The organism is Leclercia adecarboxylata, from assembly GCF_006171285.1.
In the GTDB taxonomy this organism is placed as follows: Bacteria; Pseudomonadota; Gammaproteobacteria; order Enterobacterales; family Enterobacteriaceae; genus Enterobacter; species Enterobacter barmai.
In genome coordinates, this window is record NZ_CP040889.1 from 1,238,208 (window position 1) to 1,259,964 (window position 21,757).

Genomic DNA, 21,757 nt, shown 5'->3' on the forward strand with positions numbered 1-21,757 from the left:
GTTCTCATTCTTCTGCCTGGAAAGGGCTGCGGTCGTTAAAAACACGTAACACCATAAACCCGTCGCGATTTTCTACCATCGTGTACGCATCCTGCTTAAACGGGAAATGCCATAACGATTCTGTCGGCATGCGTAACCAGTGGGCCAGCAGCAGGCTGAGCACCCCCTGATGCGCCACGATCAGCATATCCCCCGGCTCCCTGCGCAGGGCTAACTCTTCCGCCACCGCCTTCACCCGTTCGGCAAAGTGGATAAACGGCTCACCCTCGGTCGGAGTGGCGTTTTGCCAGTCATCTATCCAGCGCTGCCAGGCCTCCGGCTCCTCTTCGGCGATGTCGCTGAAATGGCGCATCTCCCAGCGGCCAAAATCCATCTCGTTCAGCCGGGGATCGAACCCGGTGATGGGGACGATCAGCTCGGCGGTCTGCTGGGCGCGCGTGAGCTGGCTGGAAAGCACCTGGCTGAAAGCGACTTCCGCCAGCAAACCGGCCACGCGGGTGCTCTGCTCAATGCCGAGCGGGGTCAGGGGAACATCGGTGCTGCCGTAGAACAGGCCGCTTGCGTTAGCGGCGGTCTGCCCGTGACGAACCAGAAAAATTCGCATGCGTTACACCCACAGTAAGGCCAGCAGAAACACCATCTCGGCGGTCTCTGCCAGCGCACCCAGCGTATCCCCGGTCTGCCCGCCCAGACGACGGCGGATAGAGTGCACCAGCGCGTAGCTCACGACATAAGTGACCAGGATGGCCGCCAGCCCGTGGATGCCGGCGATCAGCCCCACGGCGATTGCCCCGGCCAGCAGCGTGAGCGCCGTTTTTCGCAAGCCCACCTGGCCGATATAGAGACTGCCCATCCCTTCCCCCTCGCGGGCGTAGCGCTGGCCGTACATCCCCAGCACCAGCACGGCGCGCCCGGCAATGGGGGCGCACACCAGCAGCGAGAACCACTCCTTCAGCGGAAGCTGCGCCAGGGTAAAGACCGCGCAGACCTTAATCAGAATGGAGAAGACCAGCGCCAGGCCGCCAAAGGTGCCGAGCCGACTGTCCTTCATGATCTCGAGCATCCGCTCCCGGGTGCGGGCGGAGAAGATGCCGTCGCAGGTATCGGCCAGCCCGTCCAGATGGAACCCGCCGGTCAGCAGCACCAGCGCCAGCACGTATGCCGCGGCAGCGATGTAGATACCGCCCCCGGTCTGGTTCACCACCACCGCCACCAGCCCGGCCAGCACGCCAATGATGGCGCCAATCAGCACAAACCACGGCACCCCACGGGCAAGCTGGCGAAACTCCACCCCGTCGGCCCATTTTTCCGGCACCGGAATACGTGACATCAGGCGCAGCGTCGCCCATAGCATCGCTAAGTTCATTTGATTTTCACTCCAATCCCTGAGACCACCAGCCAGACCTCTTCTGCCGCCCGGGCCAGTTTTTGATTCGCTCGTCCGGCGATGTCGACAAAATGCCGCGCCAGACGGTTTTCCGGGGTGATGCTCATCCCCAGTTCGTTAGTGACGATATAGACCGGGGCGCGGGTTTGCTGGCAGGCGGTAATCAGGGCGTCGATCTGCTGCTGCAACCCCTTCTCCAGCGCGTCAAAATCCAGCGTATCGGGATCGGCTCCGCCGGAAGCGTCGTACAGCAGGTTCGCCAGCAGGGTGGTGATGCACTCGATCACCACCGCTTCGCCCGGCTGCACCTGCTGGCGGATAACCGCATCCAGATCGCGATAACACTCCAGCGTGCGCCAGTGGGCTGGCCGCTGGGCGCGATGCCGGGCGATACGCGCCGCCATTTCATCATCGGTAACGGTGGAGGTGGCGATATATAACACCTGTGAATACTGGCGGGCGACCAGCCCCTCAACGTGGGCGCTCTTACCGCTGCGCGCCCCACCGGTCACAACAATCATTCCCTGCACTCCTGATGCTCAAGCATGATCTGATAAATCCTCGCCATATCAATGTGCTGGCGCATGGTCTGCGCCAGCCGGTCAAACTGCAGTGCTTTATAGCTGGCGTATTGTGGCGCGGATCCAAGAGGAAGTAACCCCTTCCGTGCCCGCAGGCTGTCCACCAGCACGCGGGTGAACGTATCGTTGTCGAACAGGCCGTGCAGATAGGTGCCCCACACCAGCCCGTCGTCGCTCACGGCGCCGTCGGCCACCGCCCCCTCTTTTTGCAGCCACAGCGCCGGTTGCGCGCCCTCGGCCAGCGTGGTTTGCCCCATGTGGATCTCGTAACCCTGAAGCGTCATCCCGGCAAGCGGTGCCAGCCAGCCCGGCAGCGTTGCGGCCATTTGCGCGCTGACCTGGGTGGTGGTTTTATGCGGGGCAAACCGGGTGACGGTATTGAGCAGCCCCAGCCCCGGCATGCGCCCGAGGCCGGATTCGATTTCGTCAATCAGGGTATCGCCCAGCATCTGATACCCGCCGCAGATACCCAGCAGCGGCACGCCGTCGCGGTGTCGTTGCAGCAGGGCGTGGGCCATGGCGCTTTCGCGCAGCCAGTTCAGATCGTGAAGGGTGTTTTTGCTCCCGGGCAGGATCAGCAGGTCGGCGCCCGCCAGTTCTTCAGGCTGGCTGACGTAGCGCACCCGCACATCCGGCTGCGCTGACAGCGCATTAAAATCGGTGAAGTTGGCGATATGGGGTAAGTGCACCACCACGATGTCGATATCGCGATCCTGGGACTGGCGCGCGCTGCCCCGCTGGAGAGCCACGCCGTCCTCCTCTTCCAGGTCGAGATCCAGCCACGGCATCACCCCCAGCACCGGTACGCCGGTGAGGGACTCAATCTGCTGTAACCCGGAATAAAGGAGCGCCACATCGCCGCGAAATTTGTTGATGATGACCCCTTTGACCCGCCAGCGCTCGTGATCCTGCAACAGCGCCAGGGTGCCGTAGATGGCGGCAAACACCCCGCCGCGATCGATATCGGCCACCAGGATCACCGGGCATCCGGCGAGTTCCGCCATTCCCATGTTGGCGATATCCCGATCGCGCAGGTTGATCTCCGCCGGGCTCCCGGCCCCTTCCAGCACCAGGATGTCATACTCCTGCGCCAGGCTCTGATACACCCCGGCGATCTGCTCGCGCAGACGCGGCTTGAAGTCGTGATAGCGGGCGGCATCCATATTGCTTGCCACCTCGCCCATCAGCACCACCTGGGCCTGACTGCCCGCGGCGGGTTTGAGCAGAACGGGGTTCATGCGCACATCCGGCACAATCCCGGCGGCTTCGGCCTGCATGATCTGCGCCCGGCCCATCTCTTTGCCGTCCGGGGTGATCCCGGAGTTGAGCGCCATGTTTTGCGATTTAAAGGGGGCAGTGCGCCAGCCATCCTGATAAAAAATGCGGCACAGGCCCGCGGCCAGCACGCTTTTACCCACGTCGGACGCGGTTCCCTGCAGCATTATTGCCTGAGTCATGCACTCTCCTGTTTATAAAGCCTCGATAGCGCGACGCGTGCGAATCGGCATACTGTTTCACGGCGCGGGCTCACACCTTAAACAACCAACAGGCCGCGAAATGGCCGGGGGCGATCTCCTGCATCGCGGGCACTTCACGGCGACATACCGGCATCACGTGCGGGCATCGGCTGCAAAACTTACATCCGGGGAGCACCGAGGTTGGGCCGGGGATCTCCCCGCGCAATGTCGCCTGCTCAAGGTTACGAATGCGGGGATCGGGCTGCGGCACCGAGGCCAGCAGCGCCCGGGTATAGGGGTGCGCCGGATGTTGATACAACGCGTTCGCGGGTGCCACCTCCACCAGCTTGCCGAGATACATCACCCCGATGCGGGTCGAGATATGCCGCACCATCGACAGGTCGTGGGCGATAAACAGGTAGGTCAGCCCCAGCTCCTGCTGCAGATCCTGCAAAATGTTCACCACCTGGGCCTGCACGGAAACATCCAGCGCCGACAGCGGCTCATCGCACAGCACAAACTCCGGGCGCACCGACAGGGCGCGGGCGATGCTGATCCGCTGGCGCTGGCCGCCGCTGAACTCGTGCGGGAAACGCTGCAAATGTTCCTGCTTGAGCCCCACTTTATAGAGCAGGGTTTCGGTACGCTCCCGCTGCTCCTCCCGGCTGTAGCCGTGGATCTGCATCGGCTCCGCCACCAGCTGCTGCACCGTCATCCCCGGGTTCAGCGAGGAGTACGGATCCTGGAAGATCGCCTGCATCCGCTTGCGCAGCGGCTTGAGCTGCTTTTCGCTGGCCCTGGCAATCTCCTGCCCGGCAAAGTGGATCTCGCCGGAGGTGATATCAAACAGCCGCAGAATGGCGCGCCCGAGGGTCGATTTACCGCAGCCGGACTCCCCCACCAGGCCAAAGGTCTCGCCCGGCTGAATATCAAAGCTGACGCCATCCACCGCTTTCACCGCCACCCCTTTGCGCAGCAGACCGCCGTTGAGGGTGAAGTGTTTATGCAGATCCCGCACGCTCACCAGCGGGGCGTGTTGTTCACTCATGGCTGAACCTCCTTATCGGCCAGCAGCCAGCAGGCGGCGCGATGCCCCGGATCGGGGCGATAAAACGGGGGCTGACGCTCGCACTGGGGCATCCGCTTCGGACAGCGTTCGGCAAACGGGCAGCCGGGAGGCGGATCCAGCAGCCCCGGCGGCGAGCCTTCAATGGGCGACAGGCGATGGCTGGTCTGCTCCGGGTGCGGCAGCGATGCCAGCAAACCCTGAGTATAGGGATGCGCCGGGCGATAAAAGATATCCTCCACGCTGCCCTCCTCCATCACCAGCCCGCCGTACATTACCACTACGCGGCTGCACACCTGCGCCACCACGCCCAGATCGTGGGTGATCAGCAGGATAGCGGTGTGGGTTTTCTGCTGCAGGCTCTTCAGCAGACGCAGGATCTGCGCCTGAATAGTGACATCCAGCGCGGTGGTAGGCTCATCGGCGATCAGCAGTTGCGGATCGCACGAGAGCGCGATAGCGATCATCACCCGCTGGCGCATGCCGCCGCTGAACTCGTGGGGATATTGTCCGTAGCGGCGCTCCGCTTCGGCGATGCCCACCTGCTCCAGCATGGCGATACTCGCCGCCTTCGCCGCTCTCTTATTTAAGCCTTTATTGCGCATCAGGATCTCGGACATCTGCCTGCCGATGGTCACCACCGGGTTAAGGGCGGTCATCGGATCCTGGAAAATCATCGCGATCTGGTTCCCACGGATCGCACGCATCTGCTCCGGGGTTTTCTGCGCCAGATCGTCATTGTTAAAGCGGATCTGCCCGCCGGTAATGCGCCCGTTGCTGCCCAGAAGCTGAATGATCGACTTGCAGGTGACGCTTTTACCGCAGCCGGATTCGCCCACAATGCCCACCAGCTCGCCCGGCTTCACGTGGAAGCTCACCCCGCGCACCGCGTGGACATCGCCATCGCGGGTGCGGAAGGTGGTTTGCAGGTTATCGAGTTCGAGTAAGTTACTCATCACGGTTCGCTCCCGGCTCAAAGGCGGTGCGGAACACGTCGCCCAACACGTTAAAGCTGAACACCGTCAGCAGGATCAGAATGCCCGGGAACATCGCCAGCCAGGAGGCCTCGCCGATATACGACTGGGCGTTGTTAAGCATGCTGCCCCAGGACGCGGCAGGCGCCTGCACGCCAAGGCCGAGAAAGCTGAGGGTCGACTCCATCAGAATGGCCGAGGCGATATTCAGCGTGGCGGCGACGATAATGGTCGGCAGCACGCCGGGGATGATGTGGCGCAGGATGATCCGCAGCGGGTGTTCCCCCGAGGCGCGGGCGTAGAGCACATACTCGCGCTCCTTAACCGACAGGGTTTCGGCCCGCACCAGCCGGGACATGTTCATCCACGTCAGCAGGCTGATGATCATGATGATGTTATCCACGCCGGGCTTCAGGTAGGCGTTGAGCACCAGCAGCAGAAAGAAGGCCGGGATCGCCATCAGGATATCCACCGCGCGCATCATCAGGTTATCCAGCCAGCCGCCGAAGTAGCCGCTCAGGGTGCCAACAAGCGTGCCGATCAGGGTGGAGAAGACCATCGCCAGACAGCCCACCATCAGCGAAATCTGCCCGCCGTAGAGGGCGCGGGTGAAGTAGTCGCGTCCGTACTCGTCGGTGCCGAACCAGTGGGCACCATCCGGTGGCAACGTTCGTGCGCCGAGCGCCATCTGGTCCGGATCGTAAGGGCTTAAGCCCGCACAGAGCGCGGCGACGATAAAAATAAAGAGCACAAACAGAGAGAACTGCGCCGGACGATTGCGGCGCAGCTGGTGTCGAACCTGTTGCCAGCGTCTGCTCATCCGGGGTTACCTCAGGGTGCGAATACGGGGATCGGCGAAGCGATAGAGCACATCGGCGATCAGGTTACCGACGATCAGCATCAGCGATGACAGCATGATGATGGCCATGATCAGCGGGTAGTCGAGGGAGGTGATCGACTGGATCCCCAGCAGCCCCATGCCCGGCCACGAGAAGACGCTTTCGGTGACGTAGGCTCCCACCACCAGCTCGCCAAACGACAGGCCGAACAGGGTGATCACCGGCAGCAGCACGTTTTTCAGCACGTGGCGGAACAGGATGCTGGTGCGCGTGGCCCCATAGGCCAGCTGGGTCTGCACGTAGTCGGCGGAGAGCTGGGAGATGGTGTTGGAGCGGATGTAGCGCACGTAGCTGGAGAGGTTATAGAAGGTGAGCGCGATGCACGGCAGCACGCCGTGGCGCACCACGTCCAGCCAGTTATCCTCCATGCCGATGGTGCGCATCCCCATGCTGGGGAACCAGTTGAGCTGCACGGCAAAGACGGTGATCAGCAGAATACCAAACCAGAAGATCGGCACCGAAATGCCAATATAGGCGAACAGGTTCAGAACATGATCCAGCCAGCGGTGCTTAAAGGCGCCTGCCAGCAGACCCAGCGGAATAGCGAGGATTATCGCCATCAGCAGCGAGGCCCCCATCAGCCCAAGGGTCGCCGGAATACGCTCGGCAATCATCGTCAGCACCGGGCGGTGGTAGATCAGCGAATAGCCGAGATCGCCCTGCAGAATGTTTTTCAGCCACAGAAAATATTGCGTCACCAGCGGCTTATCCAGCCCCAGACTCTGGCGGATTCGCTCGATATCTTCGGGTGCCATGCGCGGTGTGATATAGGCCGCTACCGGATCGCCGGGGGCGAGCTTGACCAGCAGGAACGCCACCAGCGAGATAAAGAACAGCATCGGCACAAGTTGCAGCAACCGACGCGTGAGTAATGTGTTCACGACATGCCCTTACAACGACTTACCCAACAAAAAGCCCCGATCTTCCGACCGGGGCAACAGCTTATTTTTGATAGATTTTCGACAGATCCTGGAACATATACACCGGCTTCGGCTCCGCCTCTTTGGTGCCGCCGAAGCGTTTATCCACCGCGACGGTGGCGTTGGTGTAGGCGATCGGGTAGTAGGTCATGTCGTTGGCCACGGTCTGCTGGATCTGCTTGTAGATCGCCGCCCGTTTGCCGCTGTCGGTTTCCACCGCCCCTTTATCCCACAGGGCATCGAACTGCGGGTTCTTGTAGTGGGCGTAGTTGTAGGCTTCGTTGCTCATAAACAGCGATTTGTAGCCATCCGGCTCGGCACCCATGATGTAGCCGCCGAGGTTCAGCTCCCAGGCGGTGTTGTTCATATCCAGGCTGCGCTGGGACATGGCGTTGGAGTCCAGCGGCATCAGCTCGACGTTAACTCCAATTCCCTTCAGAGCCTGCTGAATGTAGAGCGCCTGGCTCTCCTGGGTTTTGTTGGTGTTCACATAAGCCAGACGCAGCTTGAGGTTCTCCGGCGCGCCGGAGGCTTTCAGCAGATCTTTGGCTTTCTGCTGGTTGAATTTGTACTGCTCGACGTCGTCAGTCTGGTAGAGCGTATCCGGGGTCAGGAACGAGGTGGCCGGTTTAGCGTAGTCCAGCGAGGTGAACGCGGTCTGGGTCAGCTCATCTTTATTGATGGCGTAAGCGATGGCCTGGCGCAGCTCCTTGCTCTTCATCACCGGTACGTTCTGGTTGAAGGTCATATAGGCCAGACGCCCTTCCGGGTAGACCACGAAGTCAAACTTGCCGGTGTTCTTCAGGCGCGACACGTCCTGCGGATCGACCATCTTGAGGTTGATCTCGCCGTTCTGCAGGGCGAGGTTGGCGGAGTTGCTGTCTTTGGCGAAACGGTAGGTCACGGAGTCGAGCTTCGCCTTGCCGTTCCAGTAATCGTCGAAGCGGGTCAGGGCGTAGTACTGCCCGGCACGGTACTCTTTAAATTTGAACGGACCGGAACCGACCGGCGCATCGTTTTTGGTGCTCTTTTCCAGATCCGCTTCATTAGCAAAAACGTGCTGCGGGATCGGGTAGATCTGCACCAGGGTGCCGGTAAAGGCGGCGCTCACCTGCGGCAGGGTGAATTTCACGGTGCGATCGTCCACCTTGCTCACCGCCACCGGCTTGCCGCCGAAGGTGAACATGCTGCGGAAGAAGCTATGCTGCTTCTCTTCCAGCAGCTTATTAAAGGTGAATACCACGTCGTCGGCGGTCAGCGGCTGGCCGTCCTGCCACTTCAGATTCGGTTTTAAGGTCAGGGTATAGCTGAGGTTATCGGCGGATGGCGTCAGGCTTTCGGCGAGACCCCATTCGATTTTGCCATCGTTAAAGCTGTAGAGCGGGGAGTATAGCGCCTGCATGATCGTCAGGGTGGTACGGTCGCTGGCATACAGCGGGTTCACCGCTAACGGGTCGCCGGAGGTGATGCCGATAATCAGGGAACCGCCCTCTTTCGGCGCATCGCTTTTGGCGGCTGGCGCCGACGCGGTCTCTTTATTTTTGGCATCATCACAGCCTGCGGCGACCAGCGCCAGGGCGACCAGAACAGCAGATACTAATGGCTTACGCATATCTCACTAACTCCTTGCCTTGAAAGTTTTTTTAACTGCTCATTTTTATTTTTCACAGATATCTGTTTGCGCATCATATTCAGCTTCCGCCGCTTTCGCATTAACAATGAAAATGCGATTTTCGATTAAGCTTATGCGGAATTTATATATATAAGCGCCAGAAGGAATAGTGCATATGCTTATGCGCTCAGTTCGTTAAACCGTTCACGGAATGTCACGAATTATAACTTTTGAGTTATTATAACATATAGGTTATGATGACGTTTTCATCAGGGGCTTGATCATGTATGAATTGATTTTTCACCCTGAGGCTGAAAGCGAAATTTATGATCTCGAACCTGTAATGCAGGCAAAAGCTCTTAAAGGACTTGAGAAGCTTGAAGCTAAAGGACACGAGCTACGATACCCCGATACGGACACCATTGATGGTGGATTGTTTGAGTTGCGGGTTGGCAGAAAAGATCTGACCAGAACGTTTTTTGCTTACGCGAAGGGACGTAAGATCTATATTTTAAGAACGTTTATAAAGAAAACCCCTAAGACCCCGAAAGCTGAAATAGCCCTGGCTAAGTCAAGATGGGAGGATATGAAAGATGGCGATTAAAGGTACCAGGTTTGCAGATGTTAAGGCGAAAGCGCTCGCTAATCCTGAGGTTAAAAAAGCCTATGACGAGGAAACCCAGGAAGAAGAACTCCGTGCGGTTTTGATCGAAATGAAGTCTAAATCAGGGCTGACCAGTACAGAGATTGCAGCGCGTATGGGTGTCAGCCAACCCGCCGTGAGCCGCCTGGAGCGAAATGTTTCAAGCGCAAGTCTTTCAACCCTGCTTCGATACGCAGAAGCTTGTGGAATGCATCTAAAACTGTCGCTTGGTTAGATATTGAGCGCATAACCTTATGCGCTCAGTTCGTTAAACCGTTCACGGAACTCCTGCTAAACTGCCTCAACACATCCGCAAAAAGGCAGGTCAACATGTCCGACAATAACTACCAGCCAGCGAAAGTCTGGGAATGGAAGCAGAACCCCAACGGCGGCGCGTTCGCCAGCATCAACCGCCCCATCTCGGGCGCCACGCATGACAAAGAGCTGCCGGTCGGTTCGCATCCGCTGCAGCTTTACTCCCTGGGCACGCCGAACGGCCAGAAGGTAACCATTCTGCTGGAAGAGCTGCTGGCGGCGGGCGTCACCGGCGCAGAATACGACGCATGGCTGATCCGTATCGGCGAGGGGGATCAGTTCTCCAGCGGGTTTGTTGACGTGAACCCGAACTCCAAAATTCCGGCCCTGCGCGACCACTCCACCACGCCGCCAACCCGCGTGTTTGAGTCCGGCAATATCCTGCTCTATCTGGCGGAGAAATTCGGTCACTTCCTGCCAAAAGATCCGGCTGGACGGGTTGAAACCCTGAACTGGCTGTTCTGGCTGCAGGGCTCCGCCCCGTTCCTCGGCGGCGGTTTCGGCCACTTCTATCATTATGCGCCGGTGAAAATTGAGTACGCGATTGACCGCTTCACCATGGAAGCCAAACGCCTGTTCGACGTGCTGGATAAACAGCTGGCGCGGGGTCGTTACGTGGCGGGCGAGGAGTACACTATCGCCGATATCGCCATCTGGCCGTGGTTTGGCAGCGTGGCGCTGGGACAGGTCTACGGCGCGGCGGAGTTCCTGGATGCAGAGAGCTACAAGAACGTTCAGCGCTGGGCGAAGGATATCGCCAGCCGTCCGGCGGTGAAGCGCGGGCGTATCGTCAACCGCACCAACGGGGAGCTGAACGAGCAGCTTCACGAGCGCCACTCGGCGAGCGATTTTGAGACCAGTACCGAGGATAAACGACAGGGTTAAGATCGTTGCGGCCTGATGCCCTCACCCCGGCCCTCTCCCACAGGGAGAGGGTGAAAACCGTAGGCCGGGTAAGCGCAGCGCCACCCGGCAGAATTACCCACCGAACCCCGCCTGATGCAGTATCGCTTTTGACTCATCCGACTGTAAAAAACCCGCCAGCCCCTGCCCCTGCGGCGTTATCACTGCGCACGCATACTCCGCACGCGGATTAAAGAGGGCCGGGATGTCGAGGACCGTCAGCCCTGCGACCTTCCGCAATGCTGCCGCGTAGCTGGCGTAGCCGATAAATATCTCCGCCTGCCCGCCCAGGATAATCCACTCTGCCGCCAGCCTGCCCGCCGGAACAGGTGTCGAGTCTCGTCCCCCCACCAGCGCCCTCGCCCTTCGCCTTACCGCCTCGCCCGCGTCACCCATCCGGGTAAAGAGCGTCTGGGTGTAATCCCCGGAGGGATCGGCTCCCGCCGTCGAGGTGGCAATACGCAGGTCATCCCGGGATAACACCGAGCGCCAGTCATCGCTGTCGCGCAGCACATCGCTACGCACGGTCAGGCAGAGCATATTGCTGGCAAACGGCACCACGGACTGCGCCAACCCGGCCGCCAGCAGCGCCTGCGGGTGGGCCAGATTGGCCGAGGCAAAGAGATCGCAGGCCTCGCCTGCTTCTATACGCTCCCGTAACAGCCCGGCCGGGCCGAACTGCGTTTCCACCGGTTGCGGGAAGTGCGCCATTAGCTGCGGCCATACCATCCGCAGGCTGCCCGCCGCCAGGACCCGCATCAGTCGATCCCCTGATAACTGGTGCGATAGAAACGCTGATACCAGTCGTTGGCGACCTTGCGCATATCCACGTCCTTAAATTTCTCCGGGTAGAGCTTTTTCGCCATCCACAGCTCGCCAATGCCCATCGCCTCCGGCATCGGATAGCCCCAGGCTTTGGCGTAGTCCGGCATCAGGTAGACGCGCTGATTTTTCACCGCGTCGATGGTCCGCCATTGGGCACCGGTTTTGATCTCATTGACCACCGAAGGGTAGCGGTCCTGAACGAAGATCACCTGCGGATTCCAGGCGATCACCTGCTCCATCGCCACGGTTTTGAATCCCTGAATGGTCGCCGCCGCCACGTTAACCGCCCCCGCGTGGGCCATCATCAGCTCGGTGTATTTCCCGGAGCCGTAGGTGGTGAGTTCCGGGTTAGCCATGTACGCGCGAACGCGTTTTTCCGCCGGGATATCTTTCAGGCGGTCGCTGACCATGTCGCGGCCTTTGTCCGTGGCCTCGATCAGCGCTTTCGCTTCCGGTTGTTTATTGACGATCTCGCCGATCAGGGTGATCCCTTCGCGCAGCCCCAGATCGTACGCCTGCTCTTCGTCGGCCATCGTCGGGTTCATCTTCGCTTTTTCACCCGCGGCATCGTGACGCAGGGAGATGGCAACCACCGGAATGCCAAGGCTGCTGATCTTGTCGATCATCTCCTGCGGCGCGTAGTTGGTGACAAACACCACGTCCGGCTTCAGGGCCACCAGCTTTTCCGGGTCGACGTGGGTGAGATCCCCAAGCGCCGCTTTCTGGCTCAGCTCCGGGGCCAGACGGGCGTACCCCTCGCCCAGCTGCTGTTTCCAGTTCGCCATCACGCCGACGATTTTGTCGGTGGCGTTCATTTGCACCAGCAAGTTCAGGGTCTGATGCTGGAGCACCACTACCCTGGAGACGGCGTCCGGGACGGTCACCTGACGGCCAATCTGGTCGGTAATCAGGCGGGAAGCCCGGGAAGAGAGAGGGAGTAAAGCCACTGCACACAGGGTTAATGCTTGCCAGAATCGTTGTTTCATCATGTCCTCACATTCGTTATATATATTATTATACAGCGATGAGGTTATGACGTCGCGCCTCCTTTAGGGGTAAAAATCCTTAACGCAAATCCTCCTCTTTTTTCAACATCATATTTACAAGCGCCGGGTAAATGGCAAGAATCGTTCTTATTTCCTGAAGAATCCGGGTATGTCAGAAAAGGCGCTGAAACAGCAGATTCAGAATCTCAAAAAGCATAATGCCCGGCTTGCCAGGCTGGCGCGTGACGCCCGCAACAAGCTCAGTGCTGCGCTCGACGGAACCGGTCTCTGTTTATGGCAGCTCGACGTCCCTACCGGGAAGCTGATCATCTATAACCGCCGCTGGGGTTCGATGCTGGGCTATCAGCCCAAGGAGCTGAACGCGCAGTTTGAGATCTGGCGTGAGCATCTGCATCCGGATGACAGGCAGAACGTGCTGGATGCGTTCTACGATCACCTGCACGGCAAAACACCCTTCTATGAAGCGCTGCACCGCATGCAGCACAAAAACGGCACCGTCACCTGGGTGCTGGACCGGGGTCGGGTCACCGACCGGGATGAACACGGCAACCCCCTGAAGGTGACCGGCACCCATATCGACATGACCAAAGAGAAGCAGTACGAGGAGCAGCTGGCCCAGCTGGCGAATCACGATCCGCTCACCGGCCTTGCCAACCGCCACGCCCTGATCAAGCACTTCGCCCAGCTCAAAGCCCAGGGGCCGCTCTGCATCGCCTTTATCGATCTGGATGACTTTAAAACGGTTAACGACACCTTTGGGCACCGCAGCGGCGACGAGCTGCTGATCCAGCTTAGCCAGCGTCTGCGCGAGGCCTGCCCGCCGGGGGCGGTTGTCGGGCGTCTGGGGGGTGATGAGTTTGTGCTCCTGCTGCCCTTCCCGCTCAGCAGTTTGCTGGTGAACAGCACCGCCCACAGCTGCCTGAAGGCGGCGCTGACCCCATTCGAGCTGGATAACGGCCAGGCGCAGGTCGGCGCCTCGGTAGGGATCGACGACGTGCAGGAGGAGGATGATTTCGTCAATGCCCTGCGCCGCGCCGACCGATCGATGTATCAGATTAAGCACACCGGCAAGAACGGCGTGGCGATCGGCCAGACGTTGCTCTCCATCACCCGCAGCGGAACAGACGCATGAAAAGCACCCGCCATCAGGATCTCCTTCGCCTGCTGGCGGCCTCCGACTGGCTGTCGACAGAGGCGCTGGCCGCCGGGCTTGGGGTGAGTAAAGAGACGATTCGCCGCGATCTGAACCAGCTCCAGCAGCAGGGGAAGATCGTACGGCATCACGGGCGGGCGCGGGCGATCCACCCGGATCACCGCGACGGCGGCGAGCCCTTCGGCGCGCGGCTGAAGAGCCACTACGCCGATAAAGCCGATATCGCCCGTCACGCGCTGGACTGGGTCAGCGAAGGGATGACCCTGGCGCTGGATGCCAGCTCCACCTGCTTTCACCTGGCGCGACAGCTGCCGGATATCGCCCTGACGGTGTTCACCAACAGCCTGCCCATCTGCCATGAAATGGCGAAGCGCGAGCGCATCACCCTGATCTGCTCGGGCGGGACGCTGGAGCGCAAATACCGTTGCTATGTCAATCCGGCGCTGGTCACGCAGCTGAAATCCCTGGAGATCGACCTGTTTATCTTCTCGTGTGAAGGGGTGGATGAGCAGGGTGTGATGTGGGATCCCACCCCGCACAGCGCCGGGTTTAAGTCGCAGCTGCTGAGCCGCGCCAGCCAATCGCTGCTGCTGATCGACAAAAGCAAGTTCCGGCGCTCCAGCGAAGTGAAAATTGGTCACCTGTCGCAGGTGACGCAGTTGATCAGCGACGCACAGCTCGCCCGGCGTTAGCCCGCCAGACGGAACTTCTGCACCGAGCGTTGCAGCTCTTCGGTCTGGCGCTCCAGCGCGGAAGCCGCCGCCGACACCTGCTCCACCAGCGAGGCGTTCTGCTGGGTCACGCCGTCCATCTGGGTGATTGCCACCCCAACCTGGGAAATGCCCTTGCTCTGCTCTTCCGAGGCGCTGGCAATCTGCTTCATGATGGTGGTGACGCCGGTGATGTCGCGCAGCACCGCTTCCATGGTGGTGCCGGTATCATTTACCAGCTTTGCCCCCTCCTCCACGCGGGAGACGGAGTCGGCGATCAACCCTTCGATCTCTTTTGCCGCATTGGCGCTGCGGCTGGCGAGATTACGCACCTCCCCCGCCACCACCGCGAAGCCACGCCCCTGCTCACCCGCGCGCGCCGCTTCTACCGCCGCGTTGAGGGCCAGAATGTTAGTCTGGAAGGCGATGCTGTTGATAACGCTGGTGATCTCGGCAATCTTCTTCGAGCTGACGGAGATGCCGGTCATGGTGTTGACCACGTTGTCCACCAGCGCGCCGCCGCGACTGGCGCTGGCCGAGGCCACGTCCGCCAGTTCGCTCGCCTGGCGGGCGTTGTCCGCGTTGAGCTTCACCGTGGCGGTGAGCTGCTCCATGCTGGCGGCGGTCTCTTCCAGCGCCGCCGCCTGCTCTTCGGTACGGGAGGAGAGATCGTTGTTACCGCTGGAGATCTCCGTCGCCCCGCGCCAGATGTTCTCGCTGCCGTTACGGATGGTGCTTACCGCGTCGCGCAGGCTGTCCTGCATCGCCGTCAGCAGCGGCACCAGCTGGCCCACGCAGTTACGACCAAAAGGCACGATCGGCTGGCTGAGATCGCCCTGCGCAATCTGGCGGAAATGGTGGCGAAGCTGCTCAAGGGGTTTCACCAGCATGGCGACCAGGTAGCGGTCGGCGAACAGCAGGATCAGCAGGCCGACGATCGTCGCGGTAATGATCACCGTGCGGGTGACGCTGGTGAAGCCGTCCACCGTGACGCGGGTGCGGTCGAGGATGGTATCGGCGGCCTTATTGAACTGCCCGGCACTCTCGCCAAAGGCGCGGCTTAGCGCTGGGGTGACGTTGTTCGCCTGCTGGCGATAGCCTTCGATGTTGCCCTGCTCTGCCAGCTGCATCTGCGGTTTGACGCCGTTATCCAGCAGCGCCTGCCAGCTGGCGATCACCCGGGAGGAGATCTCTGCATCCATTGGCCCCGGCGACATGGCTTTCAGTTCATCGAGCCTGTTGCTCATGGTCTGTAGCGCCTGCTGTACGGAGGTGAGATCCGCCGTACCGCCCGCCGCCTGCGTCTCCATCGCCCGGCTCAGCCGGGTGACAAAACGGAAGTACTGATCGTTGCCCTGACTGAGCACCGTCATCTGTTTGACCAGCTGGCGATCGACCTCGTTGCCATCCGCCACGCGGGAGAGCGCCCAGGAGCCATACAGCCCCACGCCCGCCCACATTAAACAGAAAATACCCAGAATCGTCAGCATGACGAAGCGGATCGTGAAATTACGAAATACGCGCATAACTCTTTCCTTGCCTGAGGGAGATGTCGCCCGGAGGCGAGTAATATCCTCGTTATCGGCAACAAAATGCGAAGCAATACCTTTTCTTGTTTAATTTTATAAAACTTTTCATTTCGGTTTACCGGGCCGGAAAAGGATAATCACGCCCGGGCAAATACCCCTTCAAATAACGTGATATTAGATTTCATACAGCTTACAAATGTAAATCAGGCTCTCCGTTCATTACTCACATAACCCTGAAGGATTAGTCCTCGATTCTTGTTTGATGCACAATTTTCCTTCCTCCTGCCAAAAAAACTTATTTTTTGTACGTTAATAAAACTGCAACATTCACAAGCCGAATATATTTTAAATAATTAATCATTTAATTTTATAAAACTGATTACTTAATGACTTGATATCATTTCAAATTTCATTACATCCTTTTCACCCCAGAAAGTTCTTAATTACGCATATGTGGTTTAAAAAGAGTGCACTTTGATCCGCTTATAAGAGATGAACAAATGCGTATTTCTATGAAAAGAACCCTGTTATCACAGTGTGTGTTACTGTCGCTTGCCTCGTTTGCTGCTCAGGCAGGCGAGACCCCTGCTACACCTTGCCAGAATGGCGACACCACCCAGACCTGCGGCCTGAAAGAATATAAAGATGGTAATTTCTATCAGGACCCGGGCGTCACTGATGCCGTTATGGCGAATGAAACGGCAACCAATATTTATATGGATGGCCACCGTGAAGCCGGAGATACGCAGACCTTAACGGTGACAGGCACTGACATGTCAGGTCATTATATTCAGGGAAGCAATGGCGGCACCGTGAATATTAACGTCACCAATAATGCCAAAGTGGATATGATCGAAGCAGGTGCTGCATTAAAGACCACTAATACCACGATCAATGTCAACGACTCCACCCTGAACGGCCAGAACAGCGACGGGACGTATGAGCGAGACAAAGATTATATGATGGGCGCCGCCATTTATCTCGATCCGCTCGATGCGGGCTACCACAATGTGGATATCAGCAACGGCAGCGCACTGCATGGCAGTATTATCAGCGCTGGCCAGGGCTCCCAAACCATCGCCATGAGCGACAGCATCATGGATAATGGCGGCATCTACGTCGGCAGTGACAAATCAGACACTTCCCTTACCCTGACTAACGCCACCGTGGACGCAACGAACAGTCAGGTGGCGCAAAAGCTCGATACCATCGTAGAAACACTGAGCCAGTACCAGCCCTTCCAGAATATCAACGTTGATGCCTTTGGCGACCTGGCAGTGGCAATGTACGGTACTACTCAGGATACGCTGGCACTGAATAACAGTACCGTAACCGGTGACATCGGCATCATTAACGAAAAAGGCCAGACCAATCTGTCGTTCACTAATAACAGCGTCGTGAACGGCAATGTTACGCTGGACGGGAACTCCACCAATACCCTGCTGGTGGATAACAGCACCATTAATGGCGACCTGAACACCAGCCAGAATAGCGGCGATACCACCATCACCCTGCAAAACGGTGCTAACGTTGACGGCAATATTACGACCGGCGCAGGAAATGACACCGTGGTCCTGGTGAATGATTCCCACGTCACCGGCAATGTCACCGGCGGGGATGGCGACGATACCCTGTCGATGGATGCCGGTAGCTCTATTTCCGGGCAAATTAATCAGTTTGAAACGGTGAATACCACCAGCGACAACAGCATCACTCTCGACAACATTAACGATTCAACCACATGGAGTCTGCAAAACGGCTCCACCCTGACCGCCGACACGACGGGTAGCAATGCCGAAGTGAACATGAGCACCGATAGCCGGGTTAACTTCGGCCAGATCACCGGATCCCGTAACGCTGTAGTGGTAAATAACATCACCTCTTCGGCGATCAATCAGCAAAATATCGTGCTGGGAACCTTTACCACCACGACGGCAACCACCACGCCGCAAACGGCCGCCAATGCAACCTTCAGCAACGGTCAACAGCAGGTTGAAAACCGCAGCGCCGCTTACAACTACAACAATGACCTGAGCATTGTGGCCGCTGATTCTGCGCCGCAGGGCCTGCTCACCGCTGACAGTAGCCAGAACTGGAATATTGTCTTTAGTAGCTCACGCGGCGCCCTGGCCAGCGATGTCCAGGGGTTAGTCGCCGGGCTGGATGCGGCCGAACAGGCGGGCCATCAGGTCACCGATGACATCGCCAGCCATCTGGATCGCCTGCACTTTGCTGGCCTGACGGGTGAACAGCAGGAAGGGGCCCAGCTGTGGGGAGATTTCCTCTATCAGAACGGTAACTTCAGCAACGATGTGGATTACAAGAGCATCACTCAGGGTGCGCAGGGCGGCGTTGACTGGACGGCATACCTCGCTAACGGGGACAGTGTAACCGGAGGCGTGGCGCTGGCCTGGACCCGCAGCCGCGTTGAAGATACTGCCAACGGCCCGGACAGCTTCAAGGACACCGTCTATGGTAACTACTACAGCCTGTACGGCGGCTGGCAGCAGGCCTTGAATGGTCGTCAGTGGGGACTGTTCGCCGATGCCAGCTTCAGCTATGGCGATATGCGCTATTCCCTCTCTGCGCAGAACGTCACCGGCGACACCAGCGGAATGACCGAAGCGCTGCACGGCTCCACCGATGGTAGCCTGTATATGGCTCAGGCTCGTACCGGGGTGAACGTGCTGTTGCCAGGCGAAACCGTGCTGCAACCGTATGCCATCCTCGGCTGGGATCAGACCAAAGCTAACGGCTTCTCCGACAGAGAAGTGACCTTTGCCGACAGCCAGGTCTCTTCCTGGAACGGCGGCGCGGGTCTGCGTCTGACCACCACCCTGACCGATCTGAACAAAAACGTGCAGATCATGCCTTGGGTGGATGCCCGAGTGCAGAAAGAGTTCAGCGATGATACCGATATCCAGGCCGCGGATTATCACAATACCCAAGGCCATAACAACAGTATGGGAATGTTTGGGGCGGGCGTGAATGCCACTATCGCACACAACTTCTCGTTGAATACCGGCATTTACTATGGCACGGGCGATGTTGATAACGACGCCAGCGTTCAGGCAGGTATGAGCTACAGCTTCTGATGACCACGCATACCCGGTAGCCTGAGGCTGCCGGGTATTTTCACGCGGGTTAACTCAAATACTTTTCAAACCACCCCAACGTCCGTTTCCAGGCTAACTCTGCGGCAGGCTCGTCGTAGCGCGGAGTGGAGTCATTGTGGAAGCCGTGATTCACCCCGGGATAGATGTACGCCTCATACACTTTACCGTTCGCTTTCAGCGCGGCCTCATAAGCCGGCCAGCCTTCATTCACATTTTTGTCGAGCTCGGCGTAGTGCAGCAGCAACGGCGCCTTAATTTTGGCGACATCCGCCGCAGGTGCCTGTCGGCCATAGAACGGCACGGCGCAGGCCAGTTCCGGCCAGGCCACCGCTGCGGCATTAGAGACCCCGCCGCCATAGCAGAAGCCAGTGATCCCCACCTTGCCGGTGGCGTCCGGGTGTTTTTGCATAAACCCGACCGCGGCAAAGAAGTCGTTCATCAGCTTCGTCGGGTCGACCTTCTGCTGCAGGATCTTCCCCTCTTCGTCGTTACCGGGATAACCGCCCACCGAGCTTAAGCCATCCGGCGCCAGGGCGATGTAGCCCGCTTTTGCCACCCGGCGGGCCACGTCCTCAATGTACGGATTGAGGCCGCGGTTTTCATGGACCACCACCACTGCCGGGACTTTGCCCGTGGCTTTAGCCGGTTTCACCAGATAGCCGCGCACCTGGCCATGCCCGTCCGGTGAGGGATAGGTGATGTACTCCGGCAGAATATCGGGATCGGTGAATTTCACCTGCTCTGCGAGGGCGTAATTGGGCTTGAGCATATTAAACAGCGCCAGCGCCGTGACGCCGCCAACCGCATAGCGGGCCGCCAGATTGAGGAACTCACGTTTGTTGATTTTGCCGTGAGCGTAATAATCGTAGTAGTCGAGCAATTCCTGAGGAAAGTCTTTGGCGGTCATACGCGTCATCGCATATCTCCATGAATTGTGAACGAACTAAGGATAGAATAGAAACGCTGTTTCGAAAATCAATCACTAAGAAAGGAGACATCATGCCCTGGAACGCCTCCCCTGACCGCTACGAGACGATGCAGTACCGCTACTGCGGTAAAAGCGGCCTGCGCTTACCCGCCCTGTCACTCGGCCTGTGGCACAGCTTCGGCCACGTCCACGCCCTCGACTCACAGCGCGCCCTGCTGCGAAAAGCCTTCGATTGCGGCATCACCCATTTTGATCTCGCCAATAACTATGGCCCACCGCCGGGCAGCGCGGAGGAAAATTTTGGCCGCCTGCTGCGCGACGATTTCGCAGCCTATCGCGACGAGCTGATTATCTCCACCAAAGCGGGCTACGACATGTGGCCTGGCCCGTACGGTGCGGGCGGTTCACGCAAGTACCTGCTCGCCAGCCTCGATCAGAGCCTGAAGCGGATGGGGCTGGAGTACGTGGATATCTTCTATTCACACCGGGTAGATGAAAACACCCCAATGGAGGAGACCGCCTCTGCGCTGGCGCAGGCGGTGCAGAGCGGCAAAGCGCTCTACGTCGGTATTTCATCCTATTCGCCGGAGCGGACGCAGAAAATGGCGGAGCTGCTGCGCGAGTGGAAGATCCCGCTGCTTATCCATCAGCCTTCCTACAACCTGCTTAACCGCTGGGTGGACAAGAGCGGATTGCTGGACACCCTGGCCGCCAACGGTACGGGCTGCATCGCCTTTACGCCGCTGGCCCAGGGGCTGCTGACCGGAAAATATCTGAACGGCATTCCTGACGGCTCCCGCATGCAGCGCGAGGGCAAAAAGGTGCGCGGCCTGACGGAAAACATGCTCACCGAAGCCAACCTGAACAGCCTGCGTTTGCTGAACGAGATGGCCCAGGCGCGCGGGCAGACGATGGCGCAGATGGCGCTGAGCTGGCTGCTGAAGGATGAACGCGTGACGTCGGTGCTGATTGGTGCCAGCCGGACGGAGCAGCTGGAGGAGAACGTGCAGGCGCTGAATAATCTGCACTTTAGCGAAGAAGAGCTGCAGCGGATTGACCAGCACGTGGCCGACGGGCAGCTGAATTTGTGGCAGGCGTCGTCGGATAAGTAAGTTTTTTCCTCTCTCCCCGATGGGGAGAGAGGCCCGTAGGCCTGATAAGCGCAGCGCCATCAGGCGTTTTTAACTTATTTGCGGCTCAGCTTATCCAGATACCCCATCACAAACGCCGACAGCACAAAGGTCAGGTGAATAATCACGTACCACATCAGCTTGTTGTCCGGGATATTTTTGGCATCCATAAACACCCGCAGCAGGTGAATGGAAGAGATTGCCACAATCGACGCCGCCACTTTGTTTTTCAGCGACGAGGCATCCATTTTACCCAGCCAGCTCAGCTTCTCTTTATCCGAGGAGATATCCAGCTGCGAGACGAAATTCTCATAACCCGAGAACATCACCATCACCAGCAGGCCACCCACCAGGGTCATATCCACCAGCGACAGCAACAGCAGGATCAGGTCGGATTCTGCGATGCTGAAAATATGCGGCAGGACGTGAAAAATTTCCTGGAAGAATTTAATACAGAGGGCCACCAGCGCCAGCGAGAGGCCAAAATAGACCGGGGCTAACAGCCAGCGGGAGGCATACATTGCGTTTTCAAAAAAGCGTTCCATAAAGTCCTGTCTGCAAACGAAACCAGCGCGCAGTATATCGCAAGGGTCCAAACTGTT

General features: G+C 58.7%; 22 protein-coding genes. 7 read left to right on the forward strand and 15 right to left on the reverse strand.

Annotated elements, in window-relative coordinates; translation table 11 throughout:
* Positions 1-4: 4 nt before the first annotated feature.
* The 9 genes from FHN83_RS07635 to FHN83_RS07675 form a co-directional block, all read right to left on the reverse strand.
* A complete protein-coding gene (locus FHN83_RS07635) occupies positions 5-604 on the reverse strand; it encodes an adenosylcobalamin/alpha-ribazole phosphatase (RefSeq protein ID WP_138370209.1) in 600 nt (199 codons plus the stop codon).
* Between the two features lie 3 nt (positions 605-607).
* Positions 608-1,366 (reverse strand): adenosylcobinamide-GDP ribazoletransferase, encoded by a 759-nt coding sequence (cobS, locus tag FHN83_RS07640; RefSeq protein ID WP_039031823.1) that lies wholly within the window; start codon positions 1,364-1,366, stop codon positions 608-610.
* A complete protein-coding gene (cobU, locus tag FHN83_RS07645; protein WP_139563606.1) occupies positions 1,363-1,908 on the reverse strand; it encodes a bifunctional adenosylcobinamide kinase/adenosylcobinamide-phosphate guanylyltransferase in 546 nt (181 codons plus the stop codon). The genes cobS and cobU overlap by 4 nt, the downstream gene beginning before the upstream one ends.
* Complete coding sequence (locus tag FHN83_RS07650) at positions 1,905-3,425, reverse strand: cobyric acid synthase (RefSeq protein WP_139563607.1); 1,521 nt, start codon at positions 3,423-3,425, stop codon at positions 1,905-1,907. The genes cobU and FHN83_RS07650 overlap by 4 nt, the downstream gene beginning before the upstream one ends.
* A 70-nt stretch (positions 3,426-3,495) precedes the next feature.
* Positions 3,496-4,473 (reverse strand): ABC transporter ATP-binding protein, encoded by a 978-nt coding sequence (locus FHN83_RS07655; RefSeq protein ID WP_039031820.1) that lies wholly within the window; start codon positions 4,471-4,473, stop codon positions 3,496-3,498.
* Complete coding sequence (locus FHN83_RS07660; RefSeq protein ID WP_039031819.1) at positions 4,470-5,447, reverse strand: ABC transporter ATP-binding protein; 978 nt, start codon at positions 5,445-5,447, stop codon at positions 4,470-4,472. The genes FHN83_RS07655 and FHN83_RS07660 overlap by 4 nt, the downstream gene beginning before the upstream one ends.
* The gene (locus FHN83_RS07665; RefSeq protein ID WP_039031818.1) at positions 5,440-6,285 is read right to left on the reverse strand and encodes an ABC transporter permease; all 846 of its coding nucleotides are present in this window, start codon (positions 6,283-6,285) and stop codon (positions 5,440-5,442) included. The genes FHN83_RS07660 and FHN83_RS07665 overlap by 8 nt, the downstream gene beginning before the upstream one ends.
* A gap of 6 nt (positions 6,286-6,291) precedes the next feature.
* Complete coding sequence (locus FHN83_RS07670; protein WP_039031817.1) at positions 6,292-7,245, reverse strand: ABC transporter permease; 954 nt, start codon at positions 7,243-7,245, stop codon at positions 6,292-6,294.
* Between the two features lie 61 nt (positions 7,246-7,306).
* Complete coding sequence (locus FHN83_RS07675; RefSeq protein ID WP_139563608.1) at positions 7,307-8,896, reverse strand: ABC transporter substrate-binding protein; 1,590 nt, start codon at positions 8,894-8,896, stop codon at positions 7,307-7,309.
* Positions 8,897-9,179: 283 nt separating this feature from the next.
* Between FHN83_RS07675 and FHN83_RS07680 the strand changes: the two genes are divergently transcribed.
* The 3 genes from FHN83_RS07680 to yghU all read left to right on the forward strand — a co-directional run bounded on the left by FHN83_RS07680 (position 9,180) and on the right by yghU (position 10,739).
* Positions 9,180-9,500 (forward strand): type II toxin-antitoxin system RelE/ParE family toxin, encoded by a 321-nt coding sequence (locus tag FHN83_RS07680; RefSeq protein ID WP_039031815.1) that lies wholly within the window; start codon positions 9,180-9,182, stop codon positions 9,498-9,500.
* Positions 9,490-9,774, forward strand: a complete 285-nt coding sequence (locus FHN83_RS07685; protein ID WP_039031814.1) for a helix-turn-helix domain-containing protein — start codon at positions 9,490-9,492, stop codon at positions 9,772-9,774. Before FHN83_RS07680 ends, FHN83_RS07685 begins: the two co-directional genes overlap by 11 nt.
* Before the next feature lie 95 nt (positions 9,775-9,869).
* Complete coding sequence (gene yghU / locus FHN83_RS07690) at positions 9,870-10,739, forward strand: glutathione-dependent disulfide-bond oxidoreductase (RefSeq protein WP_039031813.1); 870 nt, start codon at positions 9,870-9,872, stop codon at positions 10,737-10,739.
* A gap of 93 nt (positions 10,740-10,832) precedes the next feature.
* On the opposite strand, the gene FHN83_RS07695 is transcribed toward yghU, so the two are convergent.
* A complete protein-coding gene (locus FHN83_RS07695) occupies positions 10,833-11,516 on the reverse strand; it encodes a molybdate ABC transporter substrate-binding protein (protein WP_138370215.1) in 684 nt (227 codons plus the stop codon).
* Positions 11,516-12,568, reverse strand: a complete 1,053-nt coding sequence (locus FHN83_RS07700; RefSeq protein WP_139565428.1) for an ABC transporter substrate-binding protein — start codon at positions 12,566-12,568, stop codon at positions 11,516-11,518. The genes FHN83_RS07695 and FHN83_RS07700 overlap by 1 nt, the downstream gene beginning before the upstream one ends.
* Before the next feature lie 169 nt (positions 12,569-12,737).
* Between FHN83_RS07700 and FHN83_RS07705 the strand changes: the two genes are divergently transcribed.
* Positions 12,738-13,721, forward strand: coding sequence for a sensor domain-containing diguanylate cyclase (locus FHN83_RS07705; protein ID WP_039031811.1), 984 nt, complete (start codon positions 12,738-12,740; stop codon positions 13,719-13,721).
* Complete coding sequence (fucR, locus tag FHN83_RS07710) at positions 13,718-14,434, forward strand: L-fucose operon activator (RefSeq protein WP_039031810.1); 717 nt, start codon at positions 13,718-13,720, stop codon at positions 14,432-14,434. Before FHN83_RS07705 ends, fucR begins: the two co-directional genes overlap by 4 nt.
* On the opposite strand, the gene FHN83_RS07715 is transcribed toward fucR, so the two are convergent.
* Together FHN83_RS07715 and FHN83_RS28940 are read right to left on the reverse strand one after the other, a co-directional pair.
* Positions 14,431-15,978, reverse strand: a complete 1,548-nt coding sequence (locus tag FHN83_RS07715; protein WP_139563609.1) for a methyl-accepting chemotaxis protein — start codon at positions 15,976-15,978, stop codon at positions 14,431-14,433. The two genes, fucR and FHN83_RS07715, sit on opposite strands and share 4 nt — an antisense overlap.
* Positions 15,936-16,055, reverse strand: coding sequence for a hypothetical protein (locus FHN83_RS28940; RefSeq protein ID WP_405023072.1), 120 nt, complete (start codon positions 16,053-16,055; stop codon positions 15,936-15,938). The genes FHN83_RS07715 and FHN83_RS28940 overlap by 43 nt, the downstream gene beginning before the upstream one ends.
* Before the next feature lie 438 nt (positions 16,056-16,493).
* Between FHN83_RS28940 and FHN83_RS07720 the strand changes: the two genes are divergently transcribed.
* A complete protein-coding gene (locus FHN83_RS07720; protein ID WP_255296511.1) occupies positions 16,494-19,076 on the forward strand; it encodes an autotransporter domain-containing protein in 2,583 nt (860 codons plus the stop codon).
* A 49-nt stretch (positions 19,077-19,125) separates the two neighbouring features.
* On the opposite strand, the gene yghX is transcribed toward FHN83_RS07720, so the two are convergent.
* Complete coding sequence (yghX, locus tag FHN83_RS07725; protein WP_139563610.1) at positions 19,126-20,013, reverse strand: YghX family hydrolase; 888 nt, start codon at positions 20,011-20,013, stop codon at positions 19,126-19,128.
* An 83-nt stretch (positions 20,014-20,096) separates the two neighbouring features.
* Here yghX and FHN83_RS07730 point away from each other — a divergent pair, with 83 nt between their 5' ends.
* On the forward strand, positions 20,097-21,137 hold the full coding sequence (locus FHN83_RS07730; protein WP_139563611.1) for an aldo/keto reductase: 1,041 nt from the start codon (positions 20,097-20,099) through the stop codon (positions 21,135-21,137).
* 74 nt (positions 21,138-21,211) lie between these two features.
* Here the strand turns inward: FHN83_RS07730 and FHN83_RS07735 are convergent, their stop codons facing one another.
* Positions 21,212-21,700: a TIGR00645 family protein gene (locus tag FHN83_RS07735; protein ID WP_039031805.1), complete on the reverse strand. Its 489-nt coding sequence runs from the start codon at positions 21,698-21,700 to the stop codon at positions 21,212-21,214.
* Positions 21,701-21,757 lie beyond the last annotated feature (57 nt).

Coding starts and splice junctions, on each gene's coding strand:
- FHN83_RS07700 (WP_139565428.1), bottom strand. CDS start 12,568: ATGAAACAACGATTCTGGCAAGCATTAACCCTGTGTGCAGTGGCTTTA.
- FHN83_RS07655 (WP_039031820.1), bottom strand. CDS start 4,473: ATGAGTGAACAACACGCCCCGCTGGTGAGCGTGCGGGATCTGCATAAA.
- FHN83_RS07680 (WP_039031815.1), top strand. CDS start 9,180: ATGTATGAATTGATTTTTCACCCTGAGGCTGAAAGCGAAATTTATGAT.
- yghU (WP_039031813.1), top strand. CDS start 9,870: ATGTCCGACAATAACTACCAGCCAGCGAAAGTCTGGGAATGGAAGCAG.
- FHN83_RS07695 (WP_138370215.1), bottom strand. CDS start 11,516: ATGCGGGTCCTGGCGGCGGGCAGCCTGCGGATGGTATGGCCGCAGCTA.
- FHN83_RS07715 (WP_139563609.1), bottom strand. CDS start 15,978: ATGCGCGTATTTCGTAATTTCACGATCCGCTTCGTCATGCTGACGATT.
- FHN83_RS07665 (WP_039031818.1), bottom strand. CDS start 6,285: ATGAGCAGACGCTGGCAACAGGTTCGACACCAGCTGCGCCGCAATCGT.
- FHN83_RS07635 (WP_138370209.1), bottom strand. CDS start 604: ATGCGAATTTTTCTGGTTCGTCACGGGCAGACCGCCGCTAACGCAAGC.
- FHN83_RS07730 (WP_139563611.1), top strand. CDS start 20,097: ATGCCCTGGAACGCCTCCCCTGACCGCTACGAGACGATGCAGTACCGC.
- FHN83_RS07705 (WP_039031811.1), top strand. CDS start 12,738: ATGTCAGAAAAGGCGCTGAAACAGCAGATTCAGAATCTCAAAAAGCAT.
- FHN83_RS07685 (WP_039031814.1), top strand. CDS start 9,490: ATGGCGATTAAAGGTACCAGGTTTGCAGATGTTAAGGCGAAAGCGCTC.
- FHN83_RS07720 (WP_255296511.1), top strand. CDS start 16,494: ATGAAAAGAACCCTGTTATCACAGTGTGTGTTACTGTCGCTTGCCTCG.
- fucR (WP_039031810.1), top strand. CDS start 13,718: ATGAAAAGCACCCGCCATCAGGATCTCCTTCGCCTGCTGGCGGCCTCC.
- yghX (WP_139563610.1), bottom strand. CDS start 20,013: ATGACGCGTATGACCGCCAAAGACTTTCCTCAGGAATTGCTCGACTAC.
- FHN83_RS07660 (WP_039031819.1), bottom strand. CDS start 5,447: ATGAGTAACTTACTCGAACTCGATAACCTGCAAACCACCTTCCGCACC.
- FHN83_RS07675 (WP_139563608.1), bottom strand. CDS start 8,896: ATGCGTAAGCCATTAGTATCTGCTGTTCTGGTCGCCCTGGCGCTGGTC.
- FHN83_RS07735 (WP_039031805.1), bottom strand. CDS start 21,700: ATGGAACGCTTTTTTGAAAACGCAATGTATGCCTCCCGCTGGCTGTTA.
- cobS (WP_039031823.1), bottom strand. CDS start 1,366: ATGAACTTAGCGATGCTATGGGCGACGCTGCGCCTGATGTCACGTATT.
- FHN83_RS07650 (WP_139563607.1), bottom strand. CDS start 3,425: ATGACTCAGGCAATAATGCTGCAGGGAACCGCGTCCGACGTGGGTAAA.
- cobU (WP_139563606.1), bottom strand. CDS start 1,908: ATGATTGTTGTGACCGGTGGGGCGCGCAGCGGTAAGAGCGCCCACGTT.